At 70.2% G+C, this 16,268-nt stretch carries 13 protein-coding genes; 10 read left to right on the top strand and 3 right to left on the bottom strand.

What is annotated here, in order from left to right; genetic code table 11:
- The first annotated feature begins 193 nt into the window (after positions 1-193).
- The 5 genes from DN051_RS19040 to DN051_RS19020 all read left to right on the top strand — a co-directional run bounded on the left by DN051_RS19040 (position 194) and on the right by DN051_RS19020 (position 5,651).
- Positions 194-1,369 (top strand): MraY family glycosyltransferase, encoded by a 1,176-nt coding sequence (locus DN051_RS19040; protein WP_112439139.1) that lies wholly within the window; start codon positions 194-196, stop codon positions 1,367-1,369.
- Between the two features lie 93 nt (positions 1,370-1,462).
- Complete coding sequence (gene dnaK / locus DN051_RS19035; protein WP_053756622.1) at positions 1,463-3,310, top strand: molecular chaperone DnaK; 1,848 nt, start codon at positions 1,463-1,465, stop codon at positions 3,308-3,310.
- Positions 3,307-3,972 (top strand): nucleotide exchange factor GrpE, encoded by a 666-nt coding sequence (gene grpE / locus DN051_RS19030; RefSeq protein WP_053756621.1) that lies wholly within the window; start codon positions 3,307-3,309, stop codon positions 3,970-3,972. The genes dnaK and grpE overlap by 4 nt, the downstream gene beginning before the upstream one ends.
- Positions 3,973-4,014: 42 nt before the next feature.
- Entirely contained in the window at positions 4,015-5,193 is a 1,179-nt protein-coding gene (gene dnaJ, locus DN051_RS19025; protein WP_112439138.1) for a molecular chaperone DnaJ, read from the top strand.
- A 5-nt stretch (positions 5,194-5,198) separates the two neighbouring features.
- The gene (locus DN051_RS19020; protein ID WP_053756619.1) at positions 5,199-5,651 is read left to right on the top strand and encodes a heat shock protein transcriptional repressor HspR; all 453 of its coding nucleotides are present in this window, start codon (positions 5,199-5,201) and stop codon (positions 5,649-5,651) included.
- A gap of 67 nt (positions 5,652-5,718) precedes the next feature.
- On the opposite strand, the gene DN051_RS19015 is transcribed toward DN051_RS19020, so the two are convergent.
- On the bottom strand, positions 5,719-7,383 hold the full coding sequence (locus DN051_RS19015) for a PA14 domain-containing protein (protein ID WP_112439137.1): 1,665 nt from the start codon (positions 7,381-7,383) through the stop codon (positions 5,719-5,721).
- Between the two features lie 294 nt (positions 7,384-7,677).
- Here DN051_RS19015 and DN051_RS19010 point away from each other — a divergent pair, with 294 nt between their 5' ends.
- Together DN051_RS19010 and DN051_RS19005 are read left to right on the top strand one after the other, a co-directional pair.
- The gene (locus DN051_RS19010; protein ID WP_053756617.1) at positions 7,678-8,787 is read left to right on the top strand and encodes a sugar ABC transporter substrate-binding protein; all 1,110 of its coding nucleotides are present in this window, start codon (positions 7,678-7,680) and stop codon (positions 8,785-8,787) included.
- A 614-nt stretch (positions 8,788-9,401) separates the two neighbouring features.
- Positions 9,402-10,433, top strand: coding sequence for a helix-turn-helix transcriptional regulator (locus tag DN051_RS19005; RefSeq protein ID WP_053756616.1), 1,032 nt, complete (start codon positions 9,402-9,404; stop codon positions 10,431-10,433).
- Between the two features lie 111 nt (positions 10,434-10,544).
- Here the strand turns inward: DN051_RS19005 and DN051_RS19000 are convergent, their stop codons facing one another.
- On the bottom strand, positions 10,545-11,555 hold the full coding sequence (locus tag DN051_RS19000; RefSeq protein WP_112439136.1) for a helix-turn-helix domain-containing protein: 1,011 nt from the start codon (positions 11,553-11,555) through the stop codon (positions 10,545-10,547).
- A 313-nt stretch (positions 11,556-11,868) separates the two neighbouring features.
- Between DN051_RS19000 and DN051_RS18990 the strand changes: the two genes are divergently transcribed.
- The gene (locus tag DN051_RS18990) at positions 11,869-12,204 is read left to right on the top strand and encodes a Rieske (2Fe-2S) protein (protein WP_053756677.1); all 336 of its coding nucleotides are present in this window, start codon (positions 11,869-11,871) and stop codon (positions 12,202-12,204) included.
- A 133-nt stretch (positions 12,205-12,337) separates the two neighbouring features.
- On the opposite strand, the gene DN051_RS18985 is transcribed toward DN051_RS18990, so the two are convergent.
- Entirely contained in the window at positions 12,338-12,754 is a 417-nt protein-coding gene (locus DN051_RS18985) for a pyridoxamine 5'-phosphate oxidase family protein (RefSeq protein ID WP_053756614.1), read from the bottom strand.
- A 142-nt stretch (positions 12,755-12,896) separates the two neighbouring features.
- Here DN051_RS18985 and clpB point away from each other — a divergent pair, with 142 nt between their 5' ends.
- Positions 12,897-15,503, top strand: a complete 2,607-nt coding sequence (gene clpB, locus DN051_RS18980) for an ATP-dependent chaperone ClpB (protein ID WP_112439135.1) — start codon at positions 12,897-12,899, stop codon at positions 15,501-15,503.
- Between the two features lie 173 nt (positions 15,504-15,676).
- The gene (locus DN051_RS18975) at positions 15,677-16,210 is read left to right on the top strand and encodes a type III secretion system chaperone family protein (RefSeq protein ID WP_053756612.1); all 534 of its coding nucleotides are present in this window, start codon (positions 15,677-15,679) and stop codon (positions 16,208-16,210) included.
- Positions 16,211-16,268 lie beyond the last annotated feature (58 nt).

Raw genomic sequence — 16,268 nt, 5'->3', positions numbered from 1 at the left:
GCGAGGGGGTGATTCGTAATTACTAAGCGGTAACTTATGCAGTCCGTCTGAGACTACCCACTTCCTCAGCCGCACTGTAGCCAGGGGGCCGGTGATCTGCGTCGCTGAGGCATGCCTGACCGCAGGGGGGCGCGGCGCGCCGAGCTGATCTCAGTATTCATCACAAATCGTTACATTCCGCTTAGCTTGGGGTGTGCTCTACGGGATTGCCGCCGCCGTCGCGGCCCTTCTCCTCACCTCCGTGCTCGCGGCTCTGCTTCGCGTGCCCGCGGTGAGGCTCGGTCTGCACGACCGGCGGCGGCGCCGTCGTCCGGTGCCGCTGCTCGGCGGGGTGGCGGTGGTCGTGGTGACGCTCGGCGTGGCGGGCGTGGGCAAGTGGACGGGTGTGGCGCCGCTGGGCACGCGGGCCGACGGCCTGCTGATCGCGGGCGCCGGCGTCGCCGCGGTGGGCCTGCTGGCGGACGTCTGGCGGCTGCGGGTGCGGGTGCTGTTCGGCGGTACGGCGGTTGCGGCGGCCTGCGTGGTGCCGTACGAGGAGACCGGGCCGCTGGTCGGGCTGCTCGCCGTGGCGTGGATCGCCGCCGTCGCCGTCGCCTTCCGGGCGCTCGACCACGCGGACGCGCTCGCCGGCACGGTCGGGGTGGTGACCGCCTTCGGGGTGGGCGCGTGCGCGACGGCCGAGATGATGGACGGGCTCGCGGCCCTGCTCAGCGTGCTGGCCGCCGCCCTGACCGGGTTCCTGATGCAGAACCGGCATCCGGCGAAGATCGCGCTCGGCGCGTGCGGATCGCTGTTCACCGGGTTCCTGCTGGCCGCGGCGGCGGTGCTGACCCGGGCCGGGCACGAGCCGCTGGCCTCGGCGGGGGTGCTGTTCGCGTTCAGCGCGGTGGCGAGCGCCGACGTGGTGCTGGTGCTCGTCGCGCGGCGGCTGGCCGGGCGGCCGGTGGCGCGCGGCGGACCGGACCACCTGGCCCACCGGTTGCAGCGGCTGGGGCTCAGTCCGCAGGGCGCCGCGCTGCTGCTGGGCGTCTCGGCCTTCGGCGCGGTGCTCACGGGGGTGCTCATGCACGCCGGGTGGGCCGGGGAGAGCGCCGTGCTCTGGGTGGCGGGCGGCGCGCTGGTCGTCGTGTGCGGGCTGCTGCCCGTGCGGACCGCCAGGGCGGGCGTAGCGACCGGGGTGACCGGGGTGACCGGAACCACCGGGGTGACCGGAACCACCGGGATCACCGGGACGACCGGGATCGCCGGAACAACCGGGATCACCGGAACCACCGGGATCACCGGAACAACCGGAAGAGTGAAGGCAACCACCGCCACGTCCACGGCGTCTGTGCAGGTCACAGGGCAGTTGCGTGTAAGGAACGGATAAGACTTGAGTCGGTCCGACTCAGGTCTGTTGACCCCACGGGGGCCGTCGTGCACACTTGAGTCCGTTCCACTCAAGTCAGCTGGAGGATCAACCATGGCACGTGCGGTCGGCATCGACCTGGGCACGACTAACTCCGTCGTCAGCGTTCTGGAGGGCGGCGAGCCCACCGTCATCACCAACGCCGAGGGCGCCAGGACCACGCCGTCCGTCGTCGCCTTCGCCAAGAACGGCGAGGTGCTCGTCGGCGAGGTGGCCAAGCGTCAGGCCGTGACCAACGTCGACAGGACCATCCGGTCGGTCAAGCGCCACATGGGCACCGACTGGAAGATCGAACTCGACGGCAAGCCGTTCAACCCGCAGCAGATCAGCGCCTTCGTGCTGCAGAAGCTGAAGCGGGACGCCGAGGCCTACCTGGGCGAGAAGGTGACCGACGCGGTCATCACCGTCCCGGCGTACTTCAACGACGCCGAGCGTCAGGCCACCAAGGAGGCCGGCGAGATCGCCGGTCTGAACGTGCTGCGCATCGTCAACGAGCCGACGGCCGCCGCCCTGGCGTACGGCCTCGACAAGGACGACCAGACGATCCTCGTCTTCGACCTCGGTGGCGGCACCTTCGACGTCTCGCTGCTGGAGATCGGCGACGGCGTCGTCGAGGTGAAGGCCACCAACGGCGACAACCACCTCGGTGGTGACGACTGGGACCAGCGTGTCGTCGACTACCTGGTCAAGCAGTTCCAGTCCGGTCACGGCGTGGACCTGTCCCGCGACAAGATGGCGCTGCAGCGTCTGCGCGAGGCCGCCGAGAAGGCGAAGATCGAGCTGTCCTCGTCCACCGAGACCTCGATCAACCTCCCCTACATCACCGCTTCCGCCGAGGGGCCGCTGCACCTCGACGAGAAGCTGACCCGCGCCCAGTTCCAGCAGCTGACCGCGGACCTGCTGGAGCGCTGCAAGACGCCGTTCCACAACGTCATCAAGGACGCGGGCATCCAGCTCAGCGAGATCGACCACGTCGTCCTCGTCGGTGGCTCCACCCGTATGCCGGCCGTCGCCGAGCTGGTCAGGGAGCTGACCGGCGGCAAGGACGCCAACAAGGGCGTGAACCCGGACGAGGTCGTCGCCATCGGCGCCGCGCTCCAGGCCGGTGTCCTCAAGGGCGAGGTCAAGGACGTCCTGCTGCTCGACGTCACCCCGCTGTCCCTCGGTATCGAGACCAAGGGCGGCATCATGACCAAGCTGATCGAGCGCAACACGACCATCCCGACCAAGCGCTCCGAGATCTTCACCACGGCCGAGGACAACCAGCCGTCGGTGCAGATCCAGGTCTACCAGGGCGAGCGCGAGATCGCGGCGTACAACAAGAAGCTCGGCATGTTCGAGCTGACCGGTCTGCCCCCGGCGCCGCGCGGCGTCCCGCAGATCGAGGTCGCCTTCGACATCGACGCCAACGGCATCATGCACGTCACGGCGAAGGACCTCGGCACCGGCAAGGAGCAGAAGATGACCGTCACCGGCGGCTCCTCGCTGCCGAAGGACGAGGTCGACCGCATGCGCCAGGAGGCCGAGCAGTACGCGGAGGAGGACCACCGTCGCCGCGAGGCCGCCGAGGTCCGCAACCAGGGCGAGCAGCTGGTCTACCAGACGGAGAAGTTCCTCAAGGACAACGAGGACAAGGTCCCCGGCGAGATCAAGACCGAGGTCGAGGCCGCCCTCGCCGAGCTGAAGGAGAAGCTCAAGGGCGAGGACACCGCCGAGATCCGCACCGCCACGGAGAAGGTCGCGGCGGTCTCGCAGAAGCTCGGCCAGGCGATGTACGCCGACGCCCAGGCCGCGCAGGCCGCGGGCGGCGAGGCCCCCGGCGCCGGTGCCGGCGCCAAGGCCGACGACGACGTCGTCGACGCCGAGATCGTGGACGACGAGCGCAAGGACGGTGCCGCGTGACGGAGGAGACCCCGGGTTTCGAAGAGAAGCCCGACGTCCCCTCCGGCGCCACTCCTGAAGACGCCGAGCCGAAGGCCGCCACCCCCTCCCCGGAGGAGGGGGCGGCCCCGGCCGGGGACGCGAGCCAGACAGCGGGTCTGGTGGCCCAGCTGGACCAGGTGCGCACCGCGCTCAACGAGCGCACCGCGGACCTCCAGCGGCTCCAGGCCGAATTCCAGAACTACCGCCGCCGGGTGGAGCGGGACCGGATCACCGTCAAGGAGATCGCCGTCGCGAACCTCCTGACGGAACTCCTGCCCGTGCTCGACGACATCGGACGCGCGCGGGAGCACGGCGAGCTGGTCGGCGGGTTCAAGTCCGTCGCCGAGTCGCTGGAGACCGTGGCGGCCAAGATGGGCCTTCAGCAGTTCGGCAAGGAGGGCGAGCCCTTCGACCCGACGATCCACGAGGCCCTGATGCACAGCTACGCACCGGACGTCACCGAGACGACCTGCGTCGCGATCCTCCAGCCGGGGTATCGCATCGGCGAGCGCACCATCCGTCCCGCACGGGTGGCCGTCGCCGAGCCCCAGCCGGGCGCGCAGACGGTCAAGCCGGCGGAGGAGACCACCCAGTCCGCCGACGCCGACGACAAGGAGAACGGTGGCCCGGACGAGGGCTGACGTTGAACTGACGACGCAGACGAGAGAGGAGGGACGTCGAGGATGAGCACCAAGGACTTCATCGAGAAGGACTACTACAAGGTCCTCGGCGTCCCCAAGGACGCCACCGAGGCCGAGATCAAGAAGGCGTACCGGAAGCTCGCACGCGAGAACCACCCGGACGCCAACAAGGGAAACGTCAAGGCCGAGGAGCGCTTCAAGGAGATCTCCGAGGCGAACGACGTCCTCGGCGACCCCAAGAAGCGCAAGGAGTACGACGAGGCCCGCGCCCTGTTCGGCAACGGCGGCTTCCGTCCGGGCCCCGGCGCGGGCGGCGGATCGTTCAACTTCGACCTGGGCGACCTCTTCGGAGGCGGCGCCCAGGGCCAGGGAGCGGGCGGCGGCTTCGGCGGCGGTCTCGGTGACGTCTTCGGGGGCCTGTTCAACCGGGGCGGCACGACCGGCGGCCGGACGCACCCGCGCCGCGGGCAGGACATCGAGTCCGAGGTCACGCTCAGCTTCACCGAGGCGATCGAGGGCGCGACGGTCCCGCTGCGGATGTCGTCCCAGTCGCCGTGCAAGGCCTGCTCGGGCACCGGCGACGCCAACGGCACCCCGCGTGTGTGCCCGACGTGCGTCGGCACCGGCCAGGTGGCGCGCGGCTCGGGCGGCGGCTTCTCGCTGACCGATCCGTGCCCGGACTGCAAGGGCCGCGGCCTGATCGCCGAGAACCCCTGCGAGGTCTGCAAGGGCTCGGGTCGCGCCAAGTCGTCCCGCACCATGCAGGTCCGCATTCCGGCCGGGGTGTCGGACGGCCAGCGGATCCGGCTGCGCGGCAAGGGCGCACCGGGCGAGCGGGGCGGCCCGGCGGGCGACCTGTACGTCGTGGTGCATGTCGACGCGCACCCCGTGTTCGGCCGCAAGGGCGACAACCTGACCGTGACGGTGCCGGTGACGTTCACCGAGGCGGCACTGGGCGGCGAGGTCCGCGTGCCCACCCTGGGCGGGCCCGCGGTCACCCTGAAGCTGCCGGCGGGCACACCCAACGGACGCACCATGCGCGCCCGCGGCAAGGGCGCCGTCCGCAAGGACGGCACGCGCGGCGACCTCCTGGTCACCGTCGAGGTGAGTGTCCCGAAGGACCTGACGGGGAAGGCTCGTGACGCACTGGAGGCGTATCGCGCGGCGACCTCGGACGAGGACCCGCGGGCGGAGCTGTTCGAGGCAGCGAAGGGAGCATGAGTCAGATGGACGGCCGACGACGCAACCCTTATGAACTGACCGAGGAAACCCCGGTCTACGTCATCTCGGTGGCGGCTCAGCTGTCCGGCCTGCACCCGCAGACACTGCGCCAGTACGACCGGCTGGGCCTGGTGTCTCCGGACCGCACGGCCGGCCGGGGCCGCCGCTACTCGGCCCGCGACATCGAGCTGCTCCGGCAGGTGCAGCAGTTGTCGCAGGACGAGGGCATCAACCTCGCGGGCATCAAGCGCATCATCGAACTGGAGAACCAGGTCGCGGCGCTCCAGTCCCGGGTGGCCGAACTCCAGGCGGCCCTGGACGGCGCCGCGTCGGCGATGCAGCAGCGGGAGGCCGCCGTGCACGCCTCCTACCGGCGCGACCTGGTGCCGTACCAGGAGGTCCAGCAGACCAGCGCGTTGGTGGTGTGGCGTCCGAAGCGGCAGCAGCCCTCGGACTGACGCACAGGAACGACGAAGGGGCCGGGAGGGCAGACCTCCCGGCCCCTTCGCGCTGTGCGGTGGGGCGTCAGCGGGCGACCATGACCTCGACGGAGGCCTCCTGCCCCGTGCGCCCGTAGGCGTCCACGGCCCGCACGGCGACCGCGCAGGGGCCGGTGGCCGACGGAATCCAGGAGATGGTGTCCGTCGTGGTCAGCCGGGGAGGCCCGCTGGACCCGCAGGCGCCGGAGATCTCCCACAAGTAGCCCTTGAGCAGCCGCTGCTCGTCGCCGGCGCCCGGCTCGACGCCGACACTGATCGGGAACCGTGTGCCGCCCTGCGAGTTCACCGTCAGACGCGGTGCGGCGGGCCCGGCCGCGGTGGCCGGGGTGAGCCGGTCCACGGTGGCGGCCGCCGAAGGCACCGACTCCGCACCCGCGCCGTCCACGGTGGCGACGTAGTAGTACGCCTTGCCCCGCGGGGCGGACGTGTCCTCGTAGGAGCCCGCCGCCGAACCGGTGTCGCCGATGGCGTTCCAGGCGCCGTTGGGGTCGGTGCGCCGGTAGACGCGGTACCCGCCGATGTCGCCCTCGGCCGGGGCCCAGGTGAGGCGCGTGTGGGCGTCGGCGGGGGTGCCCTGGACGCCTGTGGGTGCCGGGGCACCGGAGGGCACGGGCCGGGTGGCGGTCACGACGGAGGCCGGGGAGACGTTCCGGGCGCCGTCGACGGCCAGCACCGTGTAGCGGTACTCGGTTCCCGCCTCGGCGACGACGTCCGTCCACGACGTGCCGAACACCGTGGCGGGCCCGTCCGGATCCTGCTGCCCCGCCGGCGCCGCCCACACCTCGTAGTGATGGACGTCGGACGACGGGGAAGCCTCCCAGGTGAGCGCGTTGCCCGCGGTCGTGCCCACCGACGACAGCTCGCCGAGCGGTTCGGGCGCCGTGCGGTCCGTGGTGGTGACCGGGAGCGTGGCCGTGCCCGCCGACTCGTGGCCGGCCTTGTCGACGGCGCGCACCGTGTACTCGTACGCCGCGCCGGTCACCGGGAGGGTTGCGTCGGTGTACGACGTCGACGTCGTCGTGGTCAACCGGGTGCCCGGGGACGAGCCGCCCTTGGCCCTGCGGTAGACGCGGTACCCGGCGAGGTCCATCTCCTTGTTCTTGGCCCAGGTCAGCTTTGCCTTGCCGGTGGCCTGGTCGTATGTGACGGCCGCGCCCGTCGGAACCAGCGGTGCGACCTTGTCCACCGAGGCCGAAGTACGGGGTGCGTAGGTGAACTTGACATTGGCGCGGCCCGTGACGTTGACGAAGTCGACGCGCAGAGCGTGTTTGCCCTTGGGAATCGTGACGTTGACCGTCTTGGAGACCGTCGACGACACGTTCTTCCACAGGTCGATCCTGGGCTTGCCGTCCAGATAGACGCGCACGCCGTCCTGGGCCGAGGCGGTGAAGGTGAACGGTCCGCCCGAGCCGAAGTCGCGGGTGACGGTCCACCGGACGCCGAACTTGTCCTTCGGCAGCCCCGAGGCGGGTGCGCCGGTGCCCCAGTTCTGGTCGACGGCGCTGTCGCAGTCCGTCTTCTTCGGAGTACCCGAGAACGAGGTGTTCGCGTAGAACTGCCGCTTGAACACGGGGGAGGTGCACGTGGTCGCGGCGGACGCGGGCGCGGCGGCGGCGGTGAGCAGGCCGCCCGCGGTGGCGAGCACGACCGCGGTGGCTGCCGCGGAGGTCGTGCGTCTGGCTGGGTTCATTCGGTCCTCTGGTCGAATCACGAGGGCTGGGGCAGCCCTCGTGATCACGACTCGTGAGGAAAGGGATTGGTTGTGCGGTTCCCGGTCGACACCCCAACTTCCCTTGCGAGGAGGGGTTGTGAAGGCTGTCAGGACGGGATTTCGCGGTGTGTTCACACCCTAAGCGGAACGTGATGTTGCCATCTCGTTAAGTGATTCCGCTTGACGCTGGGGTGCGTCGCCGCGTTGGCTTTTCAGTCATCCGGGTCGCAGCGTCGCGGCCACGTCCGGAAGGCAGCAGAAGTGAGCTCCCCCATGCGTCGTCGTATCGCCATATCCGTGGTCGCATCGTCGTTGACCCTGTCGCTGGCCGGCTGCGGTGTGCTCAACGCGACGAGTGACGGCGGTGACGCGAGTCCGACGAAGGGCAACGACATCACCGTCGGGCTGCTGCTGCCGGAGACGGCCAACACCCGCTACGACAAGTTCGACTACCCCATCATCAAGGAGCGGGTCGCCTCGCTCACGAAGAACCGGGGCAAGGTCGAGTACGCCAACGCCGACGCCTCCGCGGAGCAGCAGGCGGTCCAGTTGCAGCGGATGATCGACAACCAGGTCGACGTCATCCTGCTCGACGCGGTCGACTCGCACGCGATCGCCGAGGGTGTGGAGAAGGCCAAGGAGGCGGGGATTCCGGTCATCGCCTACGACCGGCTGGCCGAAGGCCCCATCGACGCGTACATCTCCTTCGACAACGAGCTGGTCGGCGAGGTGCAGGGCCGCTCCGTCCTCCAGGCGCTCGGCAGTGACGTCGACTCCTCCGACAAGATCGTCATGATGAACGGCTCGCCCACCGACCCCAACGCCAAGCAGTTCAAGCAGGGCGCGATGTCGGAGCTGAGCGGCAAGGTGAACATCGCCCAGTCCTTCGACACCAAGGACTGGAAGCCGGAGAACGCCAAGGCCAACATGGCGCAGGCCATCGAGGTGATCGGCAAGGACGACATCGCCGCCGTCTACGCCGCCAACGACGGTATGGCCGGTGGTGTCATCGAGGCCCTGGAGGCCGTCGGCATCACCGAACTGCCGCCCATCACCGGTCAGGACGCGGAGCTCGTGGCGGTGCAGCGGATCCTCACCGGCGAGCAGTACATGAGCGTCTACAAGTCCTACCCGCAGGAGGCCGAGGCCGCCGCGGAGATGGCGGTGGCCAAGGTCCAGGGCAAGAACATCCAGTTCGACGCCCTCACCCGCGACAAGGTCGACAGCCCCACCCACAAGGGCATCCCGGCCCAGCTGGTGACGGTGACCGCGCTGACCGAGGACAACATCAAGGACACCGTTGTCGCGGACGGGATCTACAAGCTCTCCGAGATCTGCACGGCCGACTACAAGGCGGCGTGCGAGGCGGCCGGGCTCAAGTAGCCGCACGCGAAGGGGCAGCCGTTCCGCCGCCCTGTCGTCGACTTCGTCGCGGCAGGCGGTTTCCGGCCAGCCCGCGCCGTGTTCGGACGCGGGCCGGTGAGGTCTCCCGCAGGGCTGGGCCGCGCGGGTGCGTCCGCGTCCGCGTGCGGGCTGTCCGTGGGCGCCAGCCGTCCTGGGTGCGGGCCGTCCGCAGCCGCCGTGGCGGTCCGGGGCGGGCAGTCACCTTCGGGGGTCGGCCGTATGTCCCCCGCGCAGGGCCCGTGAGCGCTGTCTCCGGCATCGTGGCCGCCCGCTGAACCCCAGCCGACCCTTCCGGGGCCCGCAGCGCCCGTACGCGTCGGCCACGGCCGCCCGCTCCGGGCCGTACGGCTGCCACGCCGTCGCGACGGGACAGGACGCGCTCGGGCGCGTACCGCGTGTGACGGGGCGTCGGCTGCAAATTTCCGGTCGGTCGCGCCGTCGGCTTGTTGCGATGTGCCCGACGGCGGGGGGAGCGAAAACCCGCAAACCAGGGGATCACCCGGGCCATGGCGCAAGGAGCCGTGTTGCGGAGCAGGTCCGGTCCGCGCATAGTTGCGCTGCGGAAGACGCTGGAACCGGGGGTGGGATGAACCATGGCCGGGCCCGGGACGGACGAGCACCCACATGGTGCTGACCGACTGTGCGAGGCCGGGGATCGTGTGTATTCCCGGGCCGTGCGCCGGGGAAGAGTGGCGCGCAGGGACGCCGAGACGGTGCCCTGTCTGCTGGAGCTCGCCCTGCTCCACCCCGACCCCGACGACATGGACTGGCTGGTGCCGACCTCGCCGCAGGAGGTCATGACCCGGCTGCTGCGCGGGGTGTACGACGAGGTCAGCGAAAGCCAGCGGCGGATGGGATCCGCGGTCGCCGCCTTCGAGTGGTACGCGGGCCTCGGCGGACGCACCTCCACGGTCGGCGCCGGAGAGGGCACCGCGCTCCGCGTCCTGGACGGCCCGTCACGTATCCAGGCGGCGCTGGACGAGGCGACCGAGGCGTGCACGACCGAGGTGCTGACCGTCCAGCCCGGCGGGATCCGGCGTGAACACGAACTCTCCGAGGGCCTGCACCGCGCGCTGGCGCTGCGCGGCCGCGGCGTGCGCATGCGCGACCTGTACAACCATGTGGCCCGGCACGGGCAGGGCCTGCTGAACTACCTCGACCTGATGGGCGACGCGGTGGAGGCCCGCACCCTGGACGAGGTGATCGACCGGCTGATCCTCTTCGACCGCACGGTCGCCTTCGTGCCGGCCAACGCCGACCGCACGATGGCGCTCGAACTGCGCCACCCGGCGCTGGTCGAGTACCTGGTGACCGTCTTCGACCGGCTGTGGCGGCTGGCGATCCCGCTGACCGCGCCCCTGCCCGACACCGGCATCGAGGGCATCTCCCACCGGGAGCAGTCGATCGCCGCACTGCTCGCGGAGGGCCACCAGGACGCCGTGATCGCGGAACGGCTGGGCATCAGCGTCCGCACCTGCCGGGCGCACATCGCCCGGCTGTCGGAGACGCTCGGTGCGGCGAGCCGGACCCAGTTGGGGGTGCGGATCGCGCAGGTTGGCCTGGAGGGGCCGCCGCGGCCGCTGGATCCGGTGGAGGCCGTGATCAGCCTCCCCGACCAGGCCTGACCGTCCCGACCGTCCTGTCCGCTCGTACCGCCCAGTCCGACCCGGGCCGGTCCGTGCCGCCCTGATCCGGTGTCACTCATGAGTCCGCGTCCGGGCGGTGCGGCGGGCCGGTCAGGGTTCCTGCTTCAGGATGCCCGACTGGGCGATCAGATAGCCGAGCTGCGCCCGGCTGCCGCTGCCGAGAGCGGTGGCCAACTTCGCTATGTGCGCCCGGCAGGTGCGTACGTTCATGCCCAGACGGCGCGCGATCGCCTCGTCCACATGGCCCTCCACCAGCAGCTTCGCTATCGAGTGCTGGATGTCCGTGATGCCGTCGGGGGCGGTCTCGTAGGGGGCGCCGGTGCTCAGCGGGACCGCGCGGTTCCACATGAACTCGAAGACCTTGATCAGGTAGCGGACGAGGCCGGCGTGGCGCAGCTCCAGGGCGACCTGGCGGTCGTCGCGGGTGGGGATGAAGGCCACCGTCTCGTCGCAGATGATCAGCCGCTCCACGAGTTCGTCGATGGTGCGGTACTCCACCTTGCCGTCGGAGAACTGAGCGACGTAGGCGAGCGTTTCGGGGCTGTGCCGGGCCGTGTGCTGATAGAGGGTCCGGATACGGACACCGCGGTCGGTGAGGGGCTTGTCGCGCTCCAGGGCCTGTACGAGGGTGTGCTCCAGCCGGCGCCCGCTGGGCTGGACCGTCAGCATCTCCGACTGGCACTGCGCGGTGGCCAGGTCGAGGGCGGCGTTGATCCGGTCGAAGCCCTCCAGCACCGTGATGGAGTGCGTGGGCGTCGTCGCCCTGGCGCTGAGTGCCAGGAAGGGCTCGAAGACGTCGGCGAGTTCGATCGACACCCGCCTGCGCTCCGCGATCTCGCGTTCGAGGGGGTGGAGCCGCTGTGCCAGCGCCACCGCCGGCGGGACCGGGCGCAGCCAGTCGGCGTCGTCCGGATCGGGGTGGAGCAGGGCGAACTCCATCAGGCAGGGCGCCGCTTCCGCATCCGCCCGGGAGACGCGTCCCGCGCGCAGGGCGTGGGCGTAAATGCGGCCACCATCCTCACACAGTTCGGTCACCGCATGGGGATGTATCTGCTTAGTCCCATTTGTTGCCAAATCTCCACCCCCCAGGGTCCTGAACATGCAGGAACATGATGCATCGATTGTGTGGCCACTACGTGCCCGAATGAGCCATCGTCTTATCCGACGGGGGAAGAGGGGACCTTCAAGTGAGGACGAAGCCGACTATGCGCAAGAGAACGCTTCGCTCGGTGCTTGTCGCCGCCTTCTCCGCCGTGGTGGCCTTCGGTGCACTGAGTGGCCTCTCCGGTGCGAAGAGCGACGCTTGGGCGGACAGCAGCTGGGGCTCGGTGCGGGCATCCGCCGGCATCGTTCCGGACAGTAGTTGGGGACCGACGTCTCCCATGACTGCCGATGACAGCAGTTGGGGTTGACGATGACGACTCCACCCGACGACCGCTCCTTCCGGCGAGAAATGGCCACCGCGTACCGCTCTGGCTGGCACTTCATCGACCTGGTCACCGCCATCCCCCACAACGGTGACTCGCTCATGGTGACAGTGTTCGGCGAGCCGGTCGTGGTGACCCGCGACGAGGACGACGACGTACGGGCGTACCGGTGTCTGCGGCGGCCTCGGGGGGCGCCGCAGCCCGTTCGATGTGCCATCCGGTACGGAATGATTTTTGTGAACCTGGACCAGCGCGACCACACGCTGGCGGAGCCGGAGCCTTCCGACCCCATGACCATTTCGGCCACCCCCCGCAGTGCCTGACGCGATTCCCCCGTCGTAACAGATCGCTCAGGTGCTTCCCCCCGCAGCGGCGTCACCGTGACCTGAACACGGTGACGCCGCTGCAGTTTTACGGGACATGTGGAGACATCGTCCCCGCGCCGCATGGCTGAATTCAGCCCCTTCCCAGCGCCCGCGTCAGCTCGATCTCGATCACCACGCGGGACGGGTTCGGCGCCGGTGTCCGCTCGTAGCGCTCCGCGTAGCGCCGTTCCGCCTCCGCGACCCGCTCCCGTTCGGTGCGGACGAAGGCCCTGCCCTCCAGCGTCGCCCAGCGCTTCCCGGCCACCTGGCACACGGCGACCGGTGCCCCCGCGGGCCCCGCCGTCAGCAGGTGCCGCACCTTCGCGCTCGACTTGTTCGTGATCACCCGAGCCAGCCGGGCGGCGGGATCGTATGTCACCCCGACGGGAACCACGTGCGGTGTCCCGTCCGGGCGCAGGGTCGTCAGCGTGCACAGATGCCGCTCCCGCCAGAAGGTGAGGTACGACGGGTCCGGATCGCCCGGATCCACGGAGTAAGTGGTGGACATGTGCCGGAACCTAGTCGCTCGGCTCTCCCACCGCCATCCTTGAGTGGAATAGACTCAACTTTGTGTACGTTGCCTGAGTCAGTCCACCGTCGGCACGGGAGACGGGACACACACAGGCTCACGCAAGGAGGAGAACGGATACGTGGACGCCGAGCTGACCAACCGGAGCCGGGACGCGATCAACGCCGCCGGCAGCCGTGCCGTGACCGAGGGGCACGCCGACCTCACCCCGGCTCACCTGCTGCTTTCTCTGCTCCAGGGGCAAGGCCGAGGGCAGGACACCGCGAACATCACCGACCTGCTGGCGGCCGTCGACGCCGATCAGGCCGCGGTGCGGGCCGGCGCCGAGAAGGCCCTCGCCCAGCTGCCCAGCGTGACCGGGTCCACGGTCGCGCCGCCGCAGCCCAACCGCGACATGCTCGCCGTCATCGCCGACGCCCAGTCGCGGGCCGCCGACCTCGGCGACGAGTACGTCTCCACCGAACACCTTCTTATCGGCATCGCCGCCAAGGGCGGCCAGGCCGGGGACGTCCTGACCCGGCACGGCGCCGACGCCAAGCGGCTGATGGAGGCGTTCCGCAAGGCGCGCGGCGGACGCCGGGTGACCACCGCCGACCCCGAGGGGCAGTACAAGGCCCTGGAGAAGTTCGGCACCGACTTCACCGCCGCCGCACGCGAGGGCAAGCTCGACCCGGTCATCGGGCGGGACCAGGAGATCCGGCGCGTCGTGCAGGTGCTCAGCCGGCGCACCAAGAACAACCCCGTCCTCATCGGCGAGCCCGGCGTCGGCAAGACCGCCGTCGTCGAAGGGCTCGCCCAGCGGATCGTCAAGGGCGACGTCCCCGAGTCCCTGCGCAACAAGCGGCTCGTCGCGCTCGACCTCGGCGCCATGGTCGCCGGAGCCAAGTACCGCGGTGAGTTCGAGGAGCGGCTGAAGACCGTGCTCGCCGAGATCAAGGACTCCGACGGGCAGATCATCACCTTCATCGACGAGCTGCACACCGTCGTGGGGGCGGGCGCCGGCGGGGACTCCGCCATGGACGCCGGCAACATGCTCAAGCCCATGCTCGCCCGCGGTGAGCTGCGCATGGTCGGCGCCACCACCCTCGACGAGTACCGCGAGCGGATCGAGAAGGACCCCGCTCTGGAGCGGCGCTTCCAGCAGGTGCTGGTCGCCGAACCGTCGGTCGAGGACACCATCGCCATCCTGCGCGGGCTCAAGGGCCGCTACGAGGCCCACCACAAGGTGCAGATCGCGGACAGCGCGCTGGTCGCCGCCGCGACCCTGTCCGACCGGTACATCACCTCCCGCTTCCTCCCCGACAAGGCCATCGACCTGGTCGACGAGGCGGCCTCCCGGCTGCGGATGGAGATCGACTCCTCGCCGGTCGAGATCGACGAACTCCAGCGCGCCGTCGACCGGCTCAAGATGGAGGAGCTGGCCCTCAGCAAGGAGACCGACGCGGCCTCCCGCGATCGGCTGGACAAGCTGCGCCGCGACCTCGCCGACAAGGAGGAGGAACTGCGCGGCCTGACCGCCCGCTGGGAGAAGGAGAAGGAGTCCCTCAACCGGGTCGGCGCGCTCAAGGAGAAGCTCGACGATCTGCGCGGACAGGCCGAACGCGCCCAGCGCGACGGTGACTTCGACACCGCCTCCAAGCTGCTCTACGGCGAGATCCCGGCCCTCGAACGAGACCTGGAGGCCGCCTCCGAGGCCGAGGAGGAGGTCGCCCGCGACACCATGGTCAAGGAGGAGGTCGGCTCCGACGACATCGCCGACGTCGTCGCCTCCTGGACCGGCATCCCGGCCGGACGGCTGATGGAGGGGGAGACGCAGAAGCTGCTGCGCATGGAGGACGAGCTGGGCAGGCGGCTGATCGGCCAGACCGAGGCGGTCCGCGCGGTGTCCGACGCCGTACGGCGCTCACGTGCCGGGATCTCGGATCCGGACCGGCCCACCGGCTCCTTCCTCTTCCTCGGCCCGACCGGCGTCGGCAAGACCGAGCTGGCCAAGGCGCTCGCCGACTTCCTCTTCGACGACGAGCGGGCGATGGTGCGCATCGACATGTCGGAGTACGGCGAGAAGCACAGCGTGGCCCGCCTGGTCGGCGCCCCGCCCGGCTACGTCGGCTACGAGGAGGGCGGCCAGCTCACCGAGGCGGTGCGCAGGCGGCCGTACTCCGTGGTGCTGCTCGACGAGGTGGAGAAGGCCCACCCGGAGGTCTTCGACATCCTGCTCCAGGTGCTGGACGACGGCCGCCTCACCGACGGCCAGGGCCGAACGGTGGACTTCCGCAACACGATCCTGGTGCTCACCTCGAACCTGGGCAGCCAGTTCCTGGTCGACCCGATCGCGGGCGAGGAGAAGAAGGAGCAGGTCCTCGAGGTGGTCCGGGTCTCCTTCAAGCCCGAGTTCCTCAACCGCCTCGACGACCTGGTCGTCTTCTCCGCGCTGTCCAAGGACGAGCTGGGCCGGATCGCGCGGCTCCAGATCGACCGGCTGGCCAAGCGGCTCGCCGAGCGCCGGCTGTCGCTGGAGATCACCGACGACGCGCTGGCGTGGCTCGCCGACGAGGGCAACGACCCGGCCTACGGCGCCCGGCCGCTGCGCCGCCTGGTGCAGACCGCCATCGGCGACCGGCTCGCCAAGGAGATCCTGGCCGGCGAGATCAAGGACGGCGACACCGTCCGGGTGGACACCTTCGGGGACGGGCTGATCGTCGGCCCGGCCGGGCGGAAGACCCTGTAGCGGCCGCCGCCTCCCGGCGCCGCACCACCGGCGCCGGGAGGCACACCGGCCCGGCCTGCCCGCCCGACCGGGCCGGATCCCTTCCGCCGAGGGCTGACAGGCCCGGCCAGGGGTTGCCACCCCCCTCCCCGCATGGGGGAGGATGGCGGAATCCGTACGAAGGGAAATTCACGGTGACCATCGACCCGTCCTCGATTCCGAACTTCGGGGGCCAGCCCGAGCCGCAGCCCCAAGGACCGGCGGGCCCCGTCGTCCCGGATCAGGACCTTGTGAAGCAGCTCCTCGACCAGATGGAGCTGAAGTACGTCGTCGACGAAGAGGGTGACCTCGCGGCGCCGTGGGAGCAGTTCCGTACGTATTTCATGTTCCGCGGGGAGGGTGACCAGCAGGTCTTCTCCGTTCGGACGTTCTACGACCGCCCCCACCCGATCGATGACAAGGCGCAGCTGCTGGAGTCCATCGACGACTGGAACCGGCGGACGCTGTGGCCCAAGGTCTACAGCCACACGCACGATGACGGCACCGTCCGCCTGATCGGCGAGGCGCAGATGCTGATCGGTACCGGGGTGAACCTGGAGCACTTCGTCTCGTCGACGGTCAGCTGGGTTCGCGCGGCCATCGAGTTCGACCGCTGGCTGGTAGAGCAGCTCGGTCTGGAGAAGGAGATCGACGACGCGGAGAAGCCCGAGGACGGCGACGACGCCTAGGCGTCCACGACCGCCGATGCGGGACGGCGAGCGACGCCGGACCCGCACGGCGGGCGAA

The organism is Streptomyces cadmiisoli, assembly GCF_003261055.1.
Taxonomy (GTDB): Bacteria; Actinomycetota; Actinomycetes; order Streptomycetales; family Streptomycetaceae; genus Streptomyces; species Streptomyces cadmiisoli.
Note: the sequence above shows the minus strand (reverse complement) of the source record. Positions and strands in the feature narration are given on the sequence as shown.

Coding starts and splice junctions, on each gene's coding strand:
- dnaK (WP_053756622.1), top strand. CDS start 1,463: ATGGCACGTGCGGTCGGCATCGACCTGGGCACGACTAACTCCGTCGTC.
- dnaJ (WP_112439138.1), top strand. CDS start 4,015: ATGAGCACCAAGGACTTCATCGAGAAGGACTACTACAAGGTCCTCGGC.
- DN051_RS19020 (WP_053756619.1), top strand. CDS start 5,199: ATGGACGGCCGACGACGCAACCCTTATGAACTGACCGAGGAAACCCCG.
- DN051_RS19015 (WP_112439137.1), bottom strand. CDS start 7,383: ATGAACCCAGCCAGACGCACGACCTCCGCGGCAGCCACCGCGGTCGTG.
- DN051_RS19010 (WP_053756617.1), top strand. CDS start 7,678: ATGCGTCGTCGTATCGCCATATCCGTGGTCGCATCGTCGTTGACCCTG.
- DN051_RS19005 (WP_053756616.1), top strand. CDS start 9,402: ATGGCCGGGCCCGGGACGGACGAGCACCCACATGGTGCTGACCGACTG.
- DN051_RS19000 (WP_112439136.1), bottom strand. CDS start 11,555: ATGTTCAGGACCCTGGGGGGTGGAGATTTGGCAACAAATGGGACTAAG.
- DN051_RS18990 (WP_053756677.1), top strand. CDS start 11,869: ATGACGACTCCACCCGACGACCGCTCCTTCCGGCGAGAAATGGCCACC.
- DN051_RS18985 (WP_053756614.1), bottom strand. CDS start 12,754: ATGTCCACCACTTACTCCGTGGATCCGGGCGATCCGGACCCGTCGTAC.